Raw genomic sequence first — 17345 nt, forward strand, 5'->3', positions numbered from 1 at the left:
GCGGCAAAAGCGGGTCGCGACGGGGTTTTGCCCGGTATCGCCCTCCTGCGCCCCCGCGCCTGCTAGGTTCTTCCCGCGATGAGCTTCAACCCCTACCAGCCACCGACGCCTGCCTACGACACCAGCTACACCCAGCAAAGCCCCCAGGCCGGAGGCGCGGTGGTGACCGACCGCATCGTCAACAGCCTGCGCAAGACGAGGCCCTGGGTCGCCTTTCTGGCCATCCTCGGGTTCATCGGCTCGGGCATCACGCTGCTCGGCGGGCTCGGAGCCCTGGTCGCCGCGAGCGAGGTCGAGTTGGGCGCGGGCATCGGGATCGCCTACCTGTTCGTCGGCGCGATCTACCTGATAATCGCGCTCTCGCTGAACCGTTACGCGACGTCGATCAGCAGGCTGATCCACGGCGGCGGGGTCGAGGAGCTCGAGAACGCGGTCGATGCCCAGGCCTCGTTTTGGCAGCTCGCGGGGATCATGACGCTGATCGGCATGGTGTTGATGGTCATCATGGTGGTCGCGGCCGCCGCGATCGGCGCGTCGGTGGCCAATTCCTTCTGACCCGGTTTTTTGGTCTCACGCGGAGCATGTGGGATAGCGGAGCACACCCTCCGTGAGGCCCCGTGTTTCGCCGCTACTCGCCCCTCCTCGCCGTGTTCTTGCTGTCCGGGCTGCTGACCCGGGCGGGCTTCGCGGGCGCGAGCTCGGGCCAGACCGAGACGCGGCCCGCACAGGTCGAGACCTCCACGCCCGCGCCCGTGCCCGCGAGCGTGTCGACGCTGCTCGACGAGGCCCCCTCCCCTGCAGACGCGAGCTCGCTGAGCTGGCCCGAGCAGATCGACGAGCGCATCGCGGCCTTGCCGACGGCGGTCCGCGAGACCGGCCCGGGCCACGACCGCGGGGAGCAACGCCTGCGGATCCGGGTCGACGAGGCCCTCGCGGAGCTCGCCGGGCGCGCCGCCGTCGAGATCCGCGACCTCGACAGCGGCGAGGTCCTGCTCGCCCACGACGCCCTGCGGACGCTCAACCCGGCCAGCAACCAGAAGCTGATCACCGCGATCGCGGCGGTCGAGCTGCTCGGCCCCGACTACCGGTTCGAGACCACGGTCCTGCGTGACGGCGACGCGCTGGTCCTGCGCGGCGAGGGCGACCCGGACCTCCACGTCCGCGACCTCCACCGCCTCGCGGGCGAGCTAGCGACCCGGCCCGACGCGCTCGCGGGCGTGCGCCGGATCGTGATCGACGACAGCGCCTTTGACGAGCGTAGGCTCGGGCCCGGGTTTCGCAGCGACGGCCCCGGCGACAGCTACATCGCCCCGAGCGGCGCGCTGGCCCTCGACTACGGCACCGTGCAGATCACCGTGGCGCCCGGGGCCTACCGCCGCCCGGCCCAGCTCCACGTCGAGCCGGCCGGCGCGGCGATCGAGCTCCACAACCGCGCGCGGACCGGCGCGGGCTCGGTTCAGGTCACGACCCGGCCCGGCGCCGAGGGACGCACGATCGTCGAGGTCTCGGGCGCGATCCCGGGCGGGCACGAGCCGATCTCCGTCCGCCGCCGCGTCAGCGATCCGGGCCTCGTCGCTGGCGCCAGCTTCGCCGAGCTCTTGCGAGCCCAGACCGAGGGCCCGCTTCTGCCCGTGGTCCGCGGTCGCGCCACGGCCAACGCCGAGCGCCTCGCCAGCCACGAGTCGGCGCCGCTGGTCACGGTCCTCGCCTCGGCGCTGCGCTACTCCAACAACTTCACGGCCGAGCAGATCCTGCGAACCCTGGCCTGGCGGGCGAGCGGCGAGCCGGGCAGCTGGGCCGCGGGCGCCGAGCTCCTCGGGCGCTTCGCCCACGCCGTGAGCCCGACCCGCGCCGACGCCCAGCGCTTCGTCAACGGCTCCGGCCTGACCCTCGACGGCCGCCTGAGCCCGAGCTTCGTGACCGACGTCCTCGCCCTCGCCCGACGGCCCGGCTCCCCCGCCCAGACCCTGCTCGCGAGCTTCGCCAAGGCCGGCGGCGAGGGCACGCTGCGCGCACGCCTGGGCCACGCTGGTGCGCGCGTCCTGGCCAAGACGGGGACCTACGCTGGCGCCAGCAGCCTCTCGGGCATCGTCCGCGACGACGCAGGAGAGCGCGCGATCGGCTTCTCGATCCTGATCAACGGCGCCAAGCTCGACCGCAGCCGGGCCGGACAGGATCGCGTGGTCGCGGCGATCCTGCGCGCCTTGCAGTGAGGGAATCCCCGCCCGCTTCGACGCGTGGGGGAGTCTGATAGATTGCGCCCGCCCATGAGCAAACAGCGCCTGGCCCTGATGTACGGAGGTCGCTCGTCGGAGCACGAGGTCTCGATCCGCAGCGCGACCGAGGTCCTGGCCGCGGTCGACCGCGAGCGCTTCGAGCCCGTCCCGATCGCCGTGACCCGCGAGGGCCGGTTCAAGACCGGCTCGCCAACCCGGGCGCTGACCGAGATCGTCAGCGCGGGCGAGCCCGTCGACGAGCTCGGCCCGCTCCTGCGCTCGTGCGCCTGCGTGTTCCCCCTGCTCCACGGCCCCCACGGCGAGGACGGCACCATTCAGGGCATGCTCGAGGTCTTCGCGGTGCCCTACGTCGGGTCCGGGGTCCTGGCCTCGTCGCTGTGCATGGACAAGGCCGCGTTCAAGCACCACGTGGGCGCGGCGCCCTACGACATCCCGGTGACCCCGGGCGTGAGCGTCGACCTCAGCATCGAGAGTCGCGCGCACGCCCTGGCCCGGGTCCACGGCGCCGCGGCCGAGCTCGGCTACCCGATCTTCGTCAAGCCCGCCAACCAGGGCTCGTCGGTCGGGGTCAGCCGGGCCGACGACCGCGCGCAGCTCGACGCCGCGCTCGAGCTCGCCCTGCGCTACGACAGCCAGGTCATCGTCGAGCGGGGCCTCGACGCCCGCGAGATCGAGCTTGCGATCCTCGGCGACGGCGGGCCCGAGACGATCGTCAGCATGCCCGGCGAGATCATCTTGCCCAAGGGCCAGTGGTACACCTACGAGAGCAAGTACGTCGACGACGTCGCGAGCTACGCGATCCCGACCGAGCTGCCGCCCGACACGACCGAGCTCCTGCGCGAGCTGGCCCTGCGCGCGTTCCGGGCGACCCGCTGCGCCGGGCTGGCCCGGGTCGACTTCCTCGTCGAGCGCGGCTCGCTGACCCCGTGGCTCAACGAGGTCAACACCATGCCCGGGTTCACCTCGATCAGCATGTACCCCAAGCTGATGGGCGTGGCGGGCGTGGGCTACTCGGAGCTGATCTCCCGCCTCGTCGACCTCGGGCTCGACGCCCACCGCCGCCGGGCCGCCCTCTCGACGGCGCGCTGAGCCGCGAAGCTGGCGGGCTCGGCTTGCCCCGCGGCGGCGAGCAAGTACCCTCCTGGTCATGGCCGACGCCAACGACGATCTGCCCGCGCGCGTGCTCTCGGGCATCCAGCCCTCGGGCACCTTGCACCTGGGCAACTACTTCGGGGCCATGCGCCAGCACATCGCGCTGCAAGACGAGTTCCCGGGCGAGAGCTTCTACTTCATCGCCGACTACCACGCGCTCACGACCCTGCGCGACGCCGAGACCCTGCGCCACAACGTGTTCGACGTCGCCCTCACCTACCTCGCGTGTGGGCTCGATCCCGACAAGGCCCTGCTGTTTCGCCAGAGCGACGTGCCCGAGGTCACCGAGCTGAGCTGGCTGCTGTCGACGGTCACGGGCATGGGCCTGCTCGAGCGCGCCCACAGCTACAAAGACAAGGTCGCCCAGGGCATCAAGCCGGTCGTGGGGTTGTTCTTCTATCCGGTCCTGATGGCCGCCGACATCCTGCTCTACAAGAGCTCGCTCGTCCCCGTCGGCAAGGATCAGATCCAGCACGTCGAGATGACCCAGGACATGGCCACGCACTTCAACGAGACCTACGCCAAGCAGGCGCCGATCCTGCGCCGACCCGAGTGGCGGCTGTCGAACACGCCCTACGTGCCGGGCATCGACGGGCGCAAGATGTCCAAGAGCTACGGCAACACCTTGCCGATGTTCCTCTCGGGCAAGAAGCTCAAGAAGGCCGTCGGCCAGGTCGTGACCGACTCGACGCCGCTCGGCGATCCGCTCCCGCTCACGCGCACCAACGAGGCCGGCGAGACCGTCAAAGACAACGTCTACGCCCTGATCGAGCTGTTTTGCGACGAGGCCGAGCTCGCCCAGATCCGCACCTGGTACGCGGCCGGCAAGCGCGAGGGCGCCGACTTTGGCTGGGGCCACGCCAAGCAGCTCCTCGCCGCCAAGATCGACGCACACTTCGCCGAGGCCCGGGCGCGGCGAGACCACTACCTGGCCAACCCCGACGAGGTCGAGGCCGTGCTCAGGCGTGGCGCCGAGCGGGCCCGGGCGGTCGCCCGCGCGACCATCGACGAGTGCAAGCGCGCGTGTGGGCTGATGTCCTGACCCCCCACAGGCACCCATGACCTCGCCACACACGGCCGCTGCGCGTCCGGCCGCTCGCTCCTCGCTCGGTCGGCTCTCATGAGCTTCGCCCTCGGTTGTGTGGCCCCCGAAGGCAAGGCGCGTCTCGGGTCTGGGGAGGTGATGGCTTGACAGGGGATGTCGAGATCCTTGGCGCCGAGCGGCTCGACGATCTCGGCCAGCTGCAGGCGACGGCGGAGCGGATCTTCGGTCGGGGCCAGCGGCGAGCGGGTTGGTTTCGGCGCAAGCTCAACCGCGAGGGCGTCGATCCGCGGCTGAGCGCGATCGCGATGCGAGGCGAGGAGCTCCTCGGCTACGCGCTGCTCGGGCGCCTGCCCTCGCTCGGGCCGGTCGCGCGTGGGGCTGGGGTCGGCGTCATCGACCGCGCGCGCGGATCGGGGATCGGTCGCGCGCTGCTGGATTTCGTCGGCCAGCGAGCGGGCGCGGCGGGCTGCGAGGCGATCGAGTTTCTGGCTGAGCCAAGGCGGCTCGACTGGTACCTCGGGCAGGGCTTCTCAACCATCGAGCAGCAGCTGACCCTGCTCGCGCTCGGGCTCGGACCCGAAGGCGCGCCGCGGCTCGAGGCCTCGGTCTCGCAGCGCGGACCCGTGGCCGCCCTGGGGTCCGAGGCCCTGTGGTCGTGGCTGCCCGAGGCCTGGCAGCGCACGCCCGCTGACGAGCGCGCGATGATCCAGCTCGAGGGTCGGGCGAGCCGAGCCCGAGCCCGGCTGTGGCTGACCCGCGAGGGCCGTGCGTGGCTCGTCCACCGACTCGAGCTCTCGCCCCCGACAAGGACCGTGGAGCTCGACGCCCTGCGCGAGCTCGGGACGCAGCTGCGCCGCCGGGTGGCTCCGACGACGCCCCTGCTCCTGTACCCCTGCGCGGCCGACTCTCCCTGGCTCGGTGCGCTCTACGCCGCGGGCTTCGAGCTTGCCCAGCGCTCCTTCGTCGTACGCCGGCCTACGAGTTGGATCGGCTGAAAACCCCGGGCCGCGTCGCAGCCCAAGCGCAATTCCTGGACAACCTCGACCCATTGGGCAATCCTCGCGGCGTAGATCCTAGCCCGCCAAGAGCTGATATGCGCGCCCCCCAGTCGACCCCGATCCTCCGCCTGTTCCCCCTCCTGTGTGCTGCGGCGCTGGTCTCCGCGTGTGGCAACGACACCGCGGTCGACGAAGACGCCGGCGAGACCACGGCGGCCTCGAGCACCGCGAGCGACACGACCAGCGACGAGACCTCGACCGACAGCACCACGGACTCAGACACCACGACCTCGACCGACGACGGCAACTTCGTTTCAGAGGAAGGCCCCGACACGGGCATGACCACCGACGTGCCCCCGGGCAACCTCGGTGATCAGTGCATGACCGACGCCGAGTGTGCCGAAGACCTCGTGTGTAACGGCCTGCCCGGCTTCGGCGGCGTGTGCTCCGAGTGCGCCGGCGACACCGACTGCCCCGACGGCAGCAACTGCACCTTCATGGGTGGGTGGTTCACCTGCGGCGACGGCGGCCAGGGCCAGATGTGCGAGAGCGACGTCACCTGCGCCGACGATCTCTACTGCGCCGAGGTCATCGATCTCGGCGGCCTGTTCAACGGCAACTTTTGTAGCGAGTGCTCCGAGGACGGTCACTGCGCCAACGGGCAGCTGTGTGCGCCGCAGGTCGAGTTCATGGATCTGATGAACATCTCGGGCCAGCGCGCGTGCATCGACCCCGGGACCGCGCCCAACGACTCGCTGTGTGACGCCGAAGGCGCGGGCGACGAGCAGTGCGAGGGCTTTTGCACGACCGCCGACCTCATGGGCTTCATCCAGCTCGGGGTCTGCGGCGAGTGTGAGACCGACGGCGACTGCATGATGGGCAGCTGCATGCCCGCGATGATCGGCTTCGACGGCTTCTCGGGCTCAGTCTGCGGCTGAGGCTCGCTCGAGCGCGCGGTCGAGCTCGGCACAGCGCACGCGGATCGTCGACAGCACGTCGCGGAGCTCGGTCAGGCGCTCGGGGCTCATGTCGGCGGCCGCGTCGAGATCACCGAACATCTCCTCGGTGGCCTTGCGCAGACGATTGACCGACTTGACGAAGCGGGGCAGCCGAGGCCGACCACCCCGGCTGCCCCGCTCGGGGCTGCGCTCGCGCACGGCCACGGCCGCGCGCTCGAGCTCGGCCACCGTCCACGAATTGCGAGCCGCGCTGTCGAGCAGGCGGCGCTGCTTCGCGCTGGGCAGGCCCAGGACCTGGCGCAGATGGCTGATCCCGAGCCCCATCGCGGTCCAGCGCTCGACCCCACCGAGGCGCAGGCTCAGCTCGTAAAGCGCGATCGAACGATAGAGCGCCGAGCTGCTCACGGGCAGATCGCTGCGCCGCGCCAACGCCCGCAGCGAGTGGGCCTTGGGCCCGCGACCGCGCCAGGCCGAGAGATCACCCCCGTACAGACGCTCGATCACCAGGCGGCCCATCTCGACGGCTTGCTCGACGCTCCCGTCCTTGCCGAGCTCGGACAGCGCGCGGGCGAGCTCGTCGAGCCACGCGGGCTTGGGCTCCTGCTCGGGACCCTGCTCGGGACCCTGCTCGGGACAAAGCTCGAAGCTCAGGCGCGAAGAGGGCAGGCTGTGGGCATCGGCGAAAGACAGGTGGTTCATGGGATATTCGGGGCTCGGGGACCGCTCACCGGAGGTAGTCGCCGCCGACCACCAAACGGGTAGAAAAAACTCGCGAGACCCTGGATCAACTGATGCGATTCAACAACGCCCGCGCGGCGTGGACGCGACCCGGCTAAAAGCGGGGAAATACCAGACCCGTGGCTCGGACGGCGATCGAGAAGCCATCGACCCAGCGTCGATCGAGCTCGCTCGCGACCCAGGGTCCAGGAGCAAGTTTGCACACATCGTCCACGCAGTGTTGCCAATGAAAGTTGAGCTGGGTCGCAAGTTCGATCCCAATCGCGAGATCGGCCAGGACCCAGCCGTCGAGGATCAGCGCCGGCCGAACCACGGCCCCGCTCGAGCTCAGACGATTGGGCGCCGTGTCGCGCAGCAACACGCGCTGGGCCCAGCCCAGACCAAGCTCGAAGCCCAGCTCGACGTGGCTGGCCGCGCCCCTTTGCCCGGGCGCAAAGGGGACGATGCCCCGAAGCGCGAGCATGCCTCCGTCGGAGGCCCCGCCCGTGAAGGCGCCCCCGGGTCGATGACCCTGACGGATCCACGCGCCCGACAGATGCCAGCTTTGGTTGAAGCGCCAGCCGCCGCCGAGCCGCAGCGCGACGCCCGGCACCGGAGCGCTGCCCCCACGCGCGCCGCACACTCCCGCGTAGAGCAGCGCCGGCTGACACAGCGCGAGCCCGACCCCGACCTCGACCGCGAGCCCGTGCCGATAGGGCGGACCGTACAGCGGTGATTCGCGCGGCGGCGGGGCGGCCTCGGCTTCGCCCGCGCCGGGGCCGACATAGGCCAGCGCGGCCGCGAGGATCGCGAGCGCCGCGATCAAGCCCGGTCGATGACGCCTGCCTCGCACCTCGCGATGGTCGGGCACCGCCGCGGCCACGGCAAGCTCACAGCGGTCCGAGCTCGCCGCACCACAGCTCTTCGGCGTAGTAGAAGCCGAGGAACTCGGGCGCCGCGCTGCGGGTGTCGATCAGCATGGCCATCAGCGGCGGGTCGCCGGGCCGCGCGACGCAGCGCCCGTGGGCGCGAGCGAAGCCCGAGAGCTGCTTGGCCGCGGCGATCAACGCCCGCGAGGCGCTGTCGGTCCCGCCGTCGTAGCGCGCGAGCTGACGGACCTTGCCGACCCCGGGCACGTGGAAATTGGCGTCGTTGGCCAAGAAGCGCGCGTCGTGGGCCGGCTCCTCGACCCGCGTGAACAAGGGACCGAGCGCCGCCACCTGCGCCCGCAAGGCGTCGAGGTCGCTGTCGACAAAGCGCCGCCGCGCGGGCGTGCACAGCTGCTCGAGCGCGCCGTAGACCTCCGACAAGGTCGCGAGGCGCTCGGCCAGGATCATCCAGCGAAGGTCGAGGTGATCCCCGGCGAGTTCGGCCGCGGCTCGAGCTGGCGCGCGCAGGGCCTCGACGTAGTCACGGTCGAGCCGCCGCGGGCAGTCGCTCGGGATGTACTCGCTCGGCTCGATCGACCCGATCCGGGCCGAGCCGCGCAGGAACAGGCGCGGCGTCGTCGGGCACGCCTCGGGCACGCCCGCCGCGACGCAGCCAGCGAAGGGTTGGAGGTACTCCAGGTAGCGCCGCCCGCACTGGTAGCGCTCCCAGCCCGGGCCGTCGAAGTCGGTCCGCTCGCGCTCGGGCCCGAACTCGGCGAGCTCCTGCTCGAGCTCGGGGACGACCGCCGCCAGCTCCGAGGCGTAGGCGGTCGCGAGCACCTCGTCGGCGTGATCCAAGAAGGGCTCGAGCAGGGCCAAGCTCTGGCGCTGACCTTCGAGGAGCTCGGCGAACAAGGGATCGCAGCTCCCGACCGCCGCCCCCGCAGACAGCTGACGCCAGACCGGCGTGTCCACGCCCACGGCCCCGACCACGAGCACCGCCGGATCGCCGAGCTCGGCCCAGCCGTGGAGCCGCGCGACGTCGAGCTCGAGGCGATCGGGCGTCGTCCAGTGGGTGCGACCGCGCTCGCTCGTCGCCGGCATCAGCGGAGGATCTTCGCGGATGAGCTCGGCCAGCCCGCCGGGCCCCGCGGTGATCGAGTGGACGGCCGTGTCCGGCGCGAGTCGACCCACGAGCGCCGCAACCCGCATCGCGTCGAGCTCGTCCCCGTCCGCGTCGACGCCCGGGTCGACGAAGAGCCCGACCCGCGCGTGCTTGGCCAGCGCGAGCGCGAGCTCCTGCGTGTCCCCGGCCGCCGCGCTCGGTGGACGCCAGTCGAGGTCGAGGGCCGGCATCGGCAGACCTGCGTCGGGCGGCGGCGGGCCGCCGGGCAGCGCGGCCGGGGCAGACGTCGCGGCGACCGGGCCGGCCACGGCCGCGGCCCCGGGGGAGCACGCGAGCACGCTCGCCAGCGCCGTCGCCAGCAGCGTCGCCACGGAGCCGCCAGCCATGAGGCCAAAACCCCACAGCGCCCGCCGTCGGGTGGCGGGGTCGAGCTCGACCCGTGCGTGCAGCCCTCGCATGCCGCGACAGCATAGGGACAAGGACTCGAGTCCTCGCGTGATCCGCCGCACCTGCAACGCGATCGCCAGCATGAGGGTGCCGTGCCGCACGTAGAGCACGATCCCGCGACGGCGCCCGGAGCACCGCTATACTCGACCCATTCATGGCTTCTGAACGCCTCCCCGGTTTCTGGCTCCTGGCCGCCGCCCTGGCCTTCGGTGTCGCGCCCGCCAGCGCTGCGCCGCCGGCCGAGGGTGTCACGCCAGCGCCGCAGGCAGCGCCGAGCGACGACGACGAGGCGCTGCTCGAGTTCCACTTCAACCCGGTCGGCAACCTCCAGATCTCGATCTGGCTCGAGGACGCCGAGGGCAACTTCGTCGAAGACGTGTTCGTGACCCAGGCGACGGCGAAGCTCGGGATCGGCAACCGCCCCGGGATGCTGACCTTCCTGTCCAGCTGGCGCGCGCCCTATGGCCCACGGGAGTCGGCGCTGCCGATCTGGGCCCACCGTCGCGGCAAGACCTACCCCAAGATCATCTTCCACGACGCCAACGTCAGCAACCACACCTCGCTCGGTTTCCACGAGTCCAGCAGCTCGCCCGAGACCTATTTTTGCCGCCCGCTGACCCCGACCGAGGACGAGGCGATCATCGACACGATGACCTGCCCCTCGCCGGCGACCTTCCAGTCCGACAAGGGCGAGTTCCTCCCGGGCGAGACCTCGGTCTACCCGCCGCGCAACGACCTGGTCAGCTTCGAGAACGACGACGGCCCAGATCCCGAGACCTACGGCGACCTCAACGAGCTCGACATGATCTCCCGGGCCACGCCGGTCGCGGGCCCCTACCTCTTCGCCCATCGGATCCGCCGCGGCGACGTGCCCGAGGGGCCGCTGGTCGCCTGGATCGAGGTCTCGCTCGAGCGCGACGAGAACGCCGACTGGGAGTTCGATCGCGAGGACGATCACTGGGTCGACCCCAAGCTCCCGGCCTACGGGCGCGAGTTCTTCGGCCAGCCCGCCGTCGTCTATCGGGTCGAGTTCGACCCCGCGACCCCCGGCTACACCTCGGTCACCGAGTACGCGGGCTACGGCGACTGGGACGGCGCGAGCGGGACGATCCACGAGCCCGACTCGACGATCTCCCAGTCCGGGGGCAGCGGCGCCGACCGCCTCCGGATCCACGACAAGTTCGGCGAGACGGCCCGCTTTGGCGTCTACAACCACGGCTGGGGCGAGGGCAGCGGCGACGGCGATGGCGACGGCGACGGCGACGGCGACGGCGACGGCGACACGGGCAGTGGGAGCGGGGGCGGCTGCACCACCGTCGACCTCCCGCCCGTCGAAGATCTGCGCCTCGTCGGCACCGCCTTCGACGAGGTCACCGCGACCTTCCGCCTGCCCGAGATCCCCGACGGCATCCAGCTCTCGACCCTCTACGCCGCCTGGATCACGCCCGAGACCGACGACTTCCAGCTCGGCGTCGCCAAGGACGTGGCCGGGGTCCCGCGCCTGTGTCGCGACCCTGGCGAGATCGACTGCATCGACGCCGGGCCCGGCGACGAGGTCTCGATCACGATCGACCAGCTGTTCGGCAACTACACCTACACGATCGGCGTCCACTACGAGGACATCTGCACCAACCGCAGCGAGATCGCCGTCGCCAACGTGACGACCCCCGTCCAGCCCTTCCAGACCATCGACGGCGCCTGCTTCATCGCGACCGCGGCCTGGGGCGCGGGCTGGACCGAGGAGCTCCAGGCCCTGCGATGGTTCCGCGACCGCTACATGATCGAGCAGCCCGTCGCCAACGATCTCGTCCGGGCCTACTACGCCTACGGTCCCGTGCTCGCCAACATGATCCGCGACGTGCCCCCGGCCCGCGCCGCCGCGCGCCTGTTCCTGCGCCCGGTCGCGGGCGCGGCCAAGCGCGCGGTCTCGTCCAAGCCGTGACCGCCGCGACAACGTGGTAAGCATCGCCCGTGCACGCGATCGCGCTCGTACTCGCCACCAGCCTCGCGCTCGGCCCAGCCGCCCCCGGCACACCGACGCCCGAGCAAGCCGACCTCGAGGCACCCGCGGCCGCGGACGAGGAGGCCCCGGTCGACGACCTGAGCGAGGGCGAGGACGGCCCGGTCGACGACCTGAGCGAGGGCGACGCGGCCCCCGTCGACGAAGCGACCGAGCCGGCTGACGGCGCCGAGCCAGAGCCGAGCGACGCGCCCGAGCCCGAACTCGAACCCGAACCCGCCCCCGAACCCGCGCCGCCAAGCGGCAACGAAGACGCCCTCGCCGCGAGCACGACCACGCCCGCCGCACCGGTCGTCCGCGACCGCCTCGCCTGCGAGGGCAGCAAGGCCTGCCGCCGGATGACGATCTCGGGCATCGTCGTGGGCTCGCTCGGCGTCATCGGCGTCGGCCTCGGCATCGGTCTGCTCCTCAAGCCCGACCAGGTCCTGCCCGACCAGCCGACCTACATCACGAGCACCCACCCACCCGGACTCGTGACCCTGACCGTCGCCGCTGGCGTCACGCTGACCTCGGTGTTGATGCTCGTCGCCGCCCACAAGGGCTACAAGGACCTCCCCGACGAGCAAGCCCGGGTTCGCATGACGCCCTCGGGTCTACGCTTTTGAGTCGCCACGATCGTCATGATCACCACGATCATCAAGTCACCGCGGGCCACGCTCGCCCTGCTGCTGCCGAGCTTCTGCCTCGGCCTCCTGCTCGGCGCGTGCACCCTGCCCAACCCCAATCACTGCCAAAACCTCGCGGCCGATCCCAACGCCTGGTGCGCCGAGCTGTCCGCCGACGAGCCCTTCTGCTCGCCCTGCGTCGCCGACAACTACGGCTGCGTCGCCGAGGAGCCGAGCCAGGACGAGTGCCCCGCGTACACGGCTCCAGCGCCCAGCACGGGGACCGACTCGGGCACGGGCACCGACTCCGGGACCGAGACCGACTCCGGGACTGAGACCGACTCCGGCTCCGAGACCGACTCCGGCTCCGAGACCGACTCCGGGACCGAGACCGGCTGACGCCGCTCAGGGCAAGCCGGGGAAGCTGTCGACCCAGGCGACCTCGATGTCGGGGAAGCTGTCGACGTACTGGATCTTGAAGTCCGCGAAGCTGTCGACGAACTGCCACTCCCCGCAGTCGTCGGCGAACGAGCCGACCTTCTTGACCTTCAGATCTGGGAAGCTCGACACCGCCTTGACCCGAATGTCGGGGAAGCTGTCGACGACCTTGACCTTGCCCGCGAGCACCGTGCCCCGGAAGGCGCAGTCCGCCCCCACGTTGCCCGTGCCCTGCGTGCTGCCAGCCGCGATCGGTGCCGCGGGCGCAAGCGCCGCGGGCGCGAGCGCCTCGACCGTGCTGCCGAGAAAGTTGGTCTGACCAGCGCTGGCGGGGGCGGTGGTGGTCAGCCACACCCCGAGACCCACGAGGCCAACGAACGCACCGGTACGCGCAAACGACATGGCAAGGTGAGCATATTCCGCAGGTTCCGCGGATCACAACTCTTCGCCAGTGACATTGCTCTGCCCCGCGCTTTGAAGATCACTGGAGCCGCCCCGTCGAAGCCGCTCACGCCTGGTACTAGCAGCCCGGGGTGCAATGCATCGTGTCGCCTCGCGCCGGAATTTTCGCTGAGGGCGCGAAGCCAAAACGCCGCTGTACCGGGCGTACTGCAAGTTTTGGCGACAAAGCCATCGGCGAAAAGGCCAAGCGAGGCGGCGCGAGGCATTGCACCCCGGGCTGCTAGCGGTGAGGCGAGCGTTTGGGGTGACCGGAGGGGCTCGGCCGAACGGTCCGATACTCAATGAAGTTCACGTGCTCTGGCACATGAACGAGGCGCTGAACGAAGATCCCCGGCAGGTGGATGTCGTCGGGGTCGAGCGCCCCCGCCGGGACCAGCTCGTCGACCTCGGCGATCGTGACCCGCCCTGCCATGGCCGCGAGCGGGTTGAAGTTGCGGGAGGTCCGGTAGAAGCGGAGGTTGCCGAAGGGGTCGCCCACGGCCGCACGTACGATCGCGTAGTCGGGCTCGAGCGCGGTCTCGAGCACGTGCGGCCGGCCGCCGAAGTCGCGCACCTCCTTGCCCTCGGCGACCACCGTCCCGGCCCCGGTCGGGGTGAAGAAGGCCGCGATCCCGGCTCCGCCCGCGCGCAGGCGCTCGGCCAGGGTGCCCTGGGGGTTGAGCTCGACCTCGACCTCGCCCGCGAGCATCTGGGTCTCGAGATCCGGGTTGCCGCCGACGAAGCTGCACACGACCCGGGCGACCTGCCGCTGCTGGAGCAAGATCGCCAGCCCGCGGCCCTGGTTGCCGCAGTTGTTCGACATGATCGTCAGACCCCGGGCGCCGCTGGCGGCCACGGCCCCGATCAACGCCTCGGGGTTGCCGACCAGCCCGAAGCCGCCGACCGCGACGCTGGCCCCCTCGCCGAGGTCGAACAGCGCGGCCTCGGCGGACTCGTAGATCTTGCTCGCGGACTTTGCTGCGGCGCTCACCCGGGCAGACTACCTCAGCCGTAGGGGCTCATCATGTCGCAGTCGACCTTGTCGCCCGGGTCGGTCCCGAGCAGGTCGACGTAGCGGGTGAAGAAGCCGACTCGATCGGCGACGGCGGCGTTGCCGGGCATGTTGCACTCGAGCCCTCCGTTGATGATGTTCGTCGTCATCCCGAAGCCCGGCAGCCGGCCCTGGGCCTCGTCGTCGGCGCTCGGCGCCCACGCCCCGACCATCACGTCGTGGGCCGAGGGCTTGGGCAGCTGCTCGGTCATCCAAAACCACAGCGCGGTCTGGAGCGCGAGCTTGGGGTCGTTCTTCACCAGGTCCGGATCGCTGAGGAGATCGACGCCGAGCGCGTCGCCGGCCTGGCCGTAGTTGTAGTTCCAGCTCAGCTGGATCGCCCCGCGACCGTGGTAGGTCTTCGCGTCCGCGCACGGGTACTGCATGTTGTTGGGGTCGCAGTACTGGGGGCAGCCGTTGTTCGCGCAGCCGACCTCCTCGATGAAGCACAGGCCCCAGCTGTGCGGCCCGTCGGGCGCGTTCGCCCAGCCCCCGGTGGTCTCGTGGGAGATCTGGGCCAAGAAGGCCGCGAGCTCCCGCCGCCGCGTGGCCTCGTCGCCCTCGCAGGCGAAGCTCGGGTAGTCGGCGGCGGCCGCGAGCAGCCCCGCGAGGGTGTAGTTCGAGCCCTCGCAGGCGGGGTCGTTCTTGTGCAGGAACATCTCGTCCCACAGGGCTTGATCGAGGAGCTCGCTCAGCTCGCAGGCGGGGTCGCCGTCGCCGTCGCCATCTCCGTCTCCAGAGTCTCCGTCGCCAGAGTCTCCGTCGCCAGAGTCTCCGTCGCCGTCGCCAGAGTCTCCGTCGCCGTCGCCAGAGTCGCCGTCGCCATCTCCGGGATCGCCGTCGCCGCCGTCGCCATCTCCGGGATCGCCGTCGCCGCCGTCGCCATCCCCGTCGCCCGTGCTCGTCTCGGTGTCCGAATCAGCGGGGTTGTTGTCATCGTCCGCACACGCGAGCGCCACTCCGCACGCGAGCATCAGCGTCGAACTCCTCGAGTAAAACGTCATGGCCCAGTCTCCCACGAGATGCGCGCGGTCAGAAACTGCGGCCGCAGTGGGGGCTGTGGTCGATCCTCGCCAAGCTCGAGGCCGCGGGCTCGAGCTGGCGGGATCCTCGACGGGGGCTTCACTCGACGGGTTGATAGAGCACGGCGATGATGGCATCGACGATGGCTTCGCGGTGGGTCTTGTTCAGGCGTACGGCCTTGCTCGACGAGATCTGGATGCCGCCGACGCCGTCCTTGGTCAGCCAATTGACCACGTTCCTGGTCGAGTCTCCGGAGTGCCCCTCATTCCCCGTAGCGATCGTGACCTCGATCTCCAGCGGCGGGTCGAGGGCAGCAAAGGCGTCGTCGATCGCCTGGCGGATATCATCCTTGAGCGCCATGGGTGCGCCGCCTCCGACGATCACGTTGTCGCCGCTGAGGCCGTGAAAAATGACCGCGTTTGTGAACCCAGCACCTTCGGGGCCGCGGTCCACGAGCGCATCGAGCCCGGGAAAGCTGTTGGGGCTGAGGTCGGTCGAGGTGATGTGCCACTGATCAAACGCGCCACCGCCTTTTTTGTAGCCCAGGCATATCCACGAGCTCACGGGCCTGCCGAGCGCCTCCACTCGCGAGCGCATGTACTCGGCCTGGAGCTCGGTCCGGAGCTCAATCGAGCCGCCGTGGGGCGCGAGCACGACCAGCTCGTCTTGCTCCCCGTCGTCGACGAGGCGCTCGACGAACTCGCTCTGGTCCTTGGCCTCCTCGTCGGTCAGGCCCTCGGCCACGACTTGGGTGTGGAGCTTGGCGCTGAAGATGCCGCTGGTCCCGAGTCGCTCACGCGCGGCCTCGCTCATCCGCACCCGCTTGTTGCCCTTCTCGCTCCGGACGTCGCCGACGGTGTAGAGCGCGACCCGGCCGTTGCTGCGCACGACCCGGCACTGGTCGCCGAGCGAGAGGTACACGGCGAGATCATCGTCAATCGAGAGGTGCTCGGGCCGGCCCAAGATCGGCTGGTTATTCCTGGCCCTCCTGACCTTGATCGAGCGCACGACGCTGGGGTTGACGTCCCGCAGTCGGATGAGGTCATGCCCTTCCTCGTCGACTTCGCTCAGGCAGCCCGGGACGATCAACGGGGCCGCAGCCGCGCCGATCAGGCGAAAGAACGCCCGCCGATCGATCTCTCCCACGGTCTTTGAATCATCGAGGACAGGCTGAGGGTCGATTGGATGTTTCATCGATATTCAGCTCTAACGGCCCAATATCGAAAGTCAATTCGCTCCATCTGCATTCTATCCAATACTACAACCTGCCGAATCCTCATACATGCGATTGCACAATTGATAACGACAGTAACCAGAATGATCGCCGCGCTCGACGGCTGGGTCGTCCGCCGCATTCGGACGTATCCTCGCGCACGCTCAATACCGCGCGGCGTCCGTCAGCGGTCGCTGCGCCCCTGGACGAAGGGCCAATGTCACTCGCTGACCGCGTCGTTATTTGCCGGCCCCCTCAGCCCCCTTTGCGCCGGGTGAGCAGCGACGCAACGCGAGGGTGAACGTACTCAGCGAGCACCCGCCCGCCCGCGCGAGTGATGTGGATCCCGTCGCCTGTGCGGACGCGCTCGCGCTGGCCGTCGATCTCGAGCTGCTCCGTAAACCCGCCGTCCTCGGCGAGCACGGTCCAGACGTCGACGAAGCGCGCGCTGGGCCGGATAGCGAGCTCCGCGCGAACGAGGCGGTTGACGTAGGCGACGTGGGCGCAGAGCTTGGCCGAGCGCATCTGCGGTATCCCGACCCAGATCAGCCCCTCGCCGGCCGGAGTCATGGCGTTGGCGAAGGCGTTGATCCGGCGCCGATACTCGGGCTCCCAGCCCTCGCTGCCGTAGCGGATCCACTCGGGGTCGGCGCCCTCGCCCATGTACAGGCCCTGGCGATCGTTGCCGCCGAACATCACGATGACCGCGTCGGGTAAGAATTCGGCCCGGGCCTCGGGTCCGACCTCGAACCAGTCGTAGAAATCGGGCCGCGCGAGGCCGCTGGCGACCTTGCCCCGGCGGTCGACCGCGAAGCTGTAGCGCTGCTCGAGCTCGGCCTCCAGCGCCGGACCGAAGCCACCGACGATCAAGCTGTCGCCGACGATCAGCACCCGGGGGGCGCGCGCGTGGCCGACCCGCGGCCACAGACCGAGGACGGGGGAGAGCGCGAGGCTCAGGGATAGTTGACGACGCGTCAGAGCCAAGACGCGAAGCCTAGCAGCCC

At 70.4% G+C, this 17345-nt stretch carries 17 protein-coding genes; 9 read left to right on the top strand and 8 right to left on the bottom strand.

Going from position 1 to position 17345, the window contains the following annotated elements; genetic code table 11:
- The first annotated feature begins 78 nt into the window (after positions 1–78).
- The 6 genes from ENSA5_RS20380 (at position 79) to ENSA5_RS20405 (ending at position 6370) form a co-directional block, all read left to right on the top strand.
- Positions 79–555, top strand: coding sequence for a DUF5362 family protein (locus ENSA5_RS20380; protein ID WP_106393348.1), 477 nt, complete (start codon positions 79–81; stop codon positions 553–555).
- Between the two features lie 62 nt (positions 556–617).
- A complete protein-coding gene (gene dacB, locus ENSA5_RS20385; protein ID WP_106393349.1) occupies positions 618–2213 on the top strand; it encodes a D-alanyl-D-alanine carboxypeptidase/D-alanyl-D-alanine endopeptidase in 1596 nt (531 codons plus the stop codon).
- 54 nt (positions 2214–2267) lie between these two features.
- A complete protein-coding gene (locus ENSA5_RS20390; protein WP_106393350.1) occupies positions 2268–3326 on the top strand; it encodes a D-alanine--D-alanine ligase family protein in 1059 nt (352 codons plus the stop codon).
- A 58-nt stretch (positions 3327–3384) separates the two neighbouring features.
- Positions 3385–4431: a tryptophan--tRNA ligase gene (gene trpS, locus ENSA5_RS20395; protein WP_106393351.1), complete on the top strand. Its 1047-nt coding sequence runs from the start codon at positions 3385–3387 to the stop codon at positions 4429–4431.
- 146 nt (positions 4432–4577) lie between these two features.
- The gene (locus tag ENSA5_RS20400) at positions 4578–5429 is read left to right on the top strand and encodes a GNAT family N-acetyltransferase (RefSeq protein ID WP_106393352.1); all 852 of its coding nucleotides are present in this window, start codon (positions 4578–4580) and stop codon (positions 5427–5429) included.
- A 98-nt stretch (positions 5430–5527) separates the two neighbouring features.
- Positions 5528–6370, top strand: a complete 843-nt coding sequence (locus ENSA5_RS20405; protein ID WP_106393353.1) for a hypothetical protein — start codon at positions 5528–5530, stop codon at positions 6368–6370.
- On the opposite strand, the gene ENSA5_RS20410 is transcribed toward ENSA5_RS20405, so the two are convergent.
- From ENSA5_RS20410 to ENSA5_RS20420, 3 genes are all read right to left on the bottom strand, one after another.
- Positions 6356–7090 (bottom strand): hypothetical protein, encoded by a 735-nt coding sequence (locus tag ENSA5_RS20410; RefSeq protein WP_106393354.1) that lies wholly within the window; start codon positions 7088–7090, stop codon positions 6356–6358. The genes ENSA5_RS20405 and ENSA5_RS20410 overlap by 15 nt on opposite strands.
- A 133-nt stretch (positions 7091–7223) precedes the next feature.
- On the bottom strand, positions 7224–7934 hold the full coding sequence (locus ENSA5_RS20415) for a hypothetical protein (protein WP_106393355.1): 711 nt from the start codon (positions 7932–7934) through the stop codon (positions 7224–7226).
- Between the two features lie 64 nt (positions 7935–7998).
- Complete coding sequence (locus ENSA5_RS20420) at positions 7999–9561, bottom strand: hypothetical protein (RefSeq protein ID WP_146155918.1); 1563 nt, start codon at positions 9559–9561, stop codon at positions 7999–8001.
- A 143-nt stretch (positions 9562–9704) separates the two neighbouring features.
- On the opposite strand from ENSA5_RS20420, the gene ENSA5_RS37965 reads away from it, so the two are divergent.
- The 3 genes from ENSA5_RS37965 to ENSA5_RS20435 are packed head-to-tail and all read left to right on the top strand — an operon-like array spanning position 9705 to position 12574.
- Positions 9705–11492 (top strand): CFI-box-CTERM domain-containing protein, encoded by a 1788-nt coding sequence (locus ENSA5_RS37965; RefSeq protein WP_106393357.1) that lies wholly within the window; start codon positions 9705–9707, stop codon positions 11490–11492.
- A 29-nt stretch (positions 11493–11521) separates the two neighbouring features.
- Complete coding sequence (locus ENSA5_RS20430) at positions 11522–12175, top strand: hypothetical protein (RefSeq protein ID WP_106393358.1); 654 nt, start codon at positions 11522–11524, stop codon at positions 12173–12175.
- A gap of 15 nt (positions 12176–12190) precedes the next feature.
- A complete protein-coding gene (locus tag ENSA5_RS20435) occupies positions 12191–12574 on the top strand; it encodes a hypothetical protein (protein ID WP_106393359.1) in 384 nt (127 codons plus the stop codon).
- Between the two features lie 6 nt (positions 12575–12580).
- Here the strand turns inward: ENSA5_RS20435 and ENSA5_RS20440 are convergent, their stop codons facing one another.
- From ENSA5_RS20440 to ENSA5_RS20460, 5 genes are all read right to left on the bottom strand, one after another.
- Positions 12581–12865, bottom strand: a complete 285-nt coding sequence (locus ENSA5_RS20440) for a 7(1) septoil knot domain-containing protein (protein ID WP_106393364.1) — start codon at positions 12863–12865, stop codon at positions 12581–12583.
- A gap of 430 nt (positions 12866–13295) precedes the next feature.
- On the bottom strand, positions 13296–14045 hold the full coding sequence (locus ENSA5_RS20445) for a CoA transferase subunit A (RefSeq protein WP_106393360.1): 750 nt from the start codon (positions 14043–14045) through the stop codon (positions 13296–13298).
- A gap of 14 nt (positions 14046–14059) precedes the next feature.
- Positions 14060–15079, bottom strand: coding sequence for a glycoside hydrolase family 19 protein (locus ENSA5_RS20450; protein WP_106393361.1), 1020 nt, complete (start codon positions 15077–15079; stop codon positions 14060–14062).
- 148 nt (positions 15080–15227) lie between these two features.
- Positions 15228–16274: a poly-gamma-glutamate hydrolase family protein gene (locus tag ENSA5_RS20455; protein ID WP_181197984.1), complete on the bottom strand. Its 1047-nt coding sequence runs from the start codon at positions 16272–16274 to the stop codon at positions 15228–15230.
- 322 nt (positions 16275–16596) lie between these two features.
- On the bottom strand, positions 16597–17345 hold a 749-nt coding region (locus tag ENSA5_RS20460), incomplete at its 5' end, for an SGNH/GDSL hydrolase family protein (RefSeq protein ID WP_219906820.1).

This window comes from Enhygromyxa salina (assembly GCF_002994615.1).
Classification (GTDB): domain Bacteria; phylum Myxococcota_A; class Polyangia; order Nannocystales; family Nannocystaceae; genus Plesiocystis; species Plesiocystis salina_A.

What these genes read in the sequence shown, in the direction of transcription:
- trpS (WP_106393351.1), top strand. Translation starts at nt 3,385, where the DNA reads ATGGCCGACGCCAACGACGATCTGCCCGCGCGCGTGCTCTCGGGCATC.
- ENSA5_RS20380 (WP_106393348.1), top strand. Translation starts at nt 79, where the DNA reads ATGAGCTTCAACCCCTACCAGCCACCGACGCCTGCCTACGACACCAGC.
- ENSA5_RS20450 (WP_106393361.1), bottom strand. Translation starts at nt 15,079, where the DNA reads ATGCTCGCGTGCGGAGTGGCGCTCGCGTGTGCGGACGATGACAACAAC.
- ENSA5_RS20435 (WP_106393359.1), top strand. Translation starts at nt 12,191, where the DNA reads ATGATCACCACGATCATCAAGTCACCGCGGGCCACGCTCGCCCTGCTG.
- ENSA5_RS20405 (WP_106393353.1), top strand. Translation starts at nt 5,528, where the DNA reads ATGCGCGCCCCCCAGTCGACCCCGATCCTCCGCCTGTTCCCCCTCCTG.
- ENSA5_RS20390 (WP_106393350.1), top strand. Translation starts at nt 2,268, where the DNA reads ATGAGCAAACAGCGCCTGGCCCTGATGTACGGAGGTCGCTCGTCGGAG.
- ENSA5_RS37965 (WP_106393357.1), top strand. Translation starts at nt 9,705, where the DNA reads ATGGCTTCTGAACGCCTCCCCGGTTTCTGGCTCCTGGCCGCCGCCCTG.
- ENSA5_RS20420 (WP_146155918.1), bottom strand. Translation starts at nt 9,561, where the DNA reads ATGCGAGGGCTGCACGCACGGGTCGAGCTCGACCCCGCCACCCGACGG.
- ENSA5_RS20410 (WP_106393354.1), bottom strand. Translation starts at nt 7,090, where the DNA reads ATGAACCACCTGTCTTTCGCCGATGCCCACAGCCTGCCCTCTTCGCGC.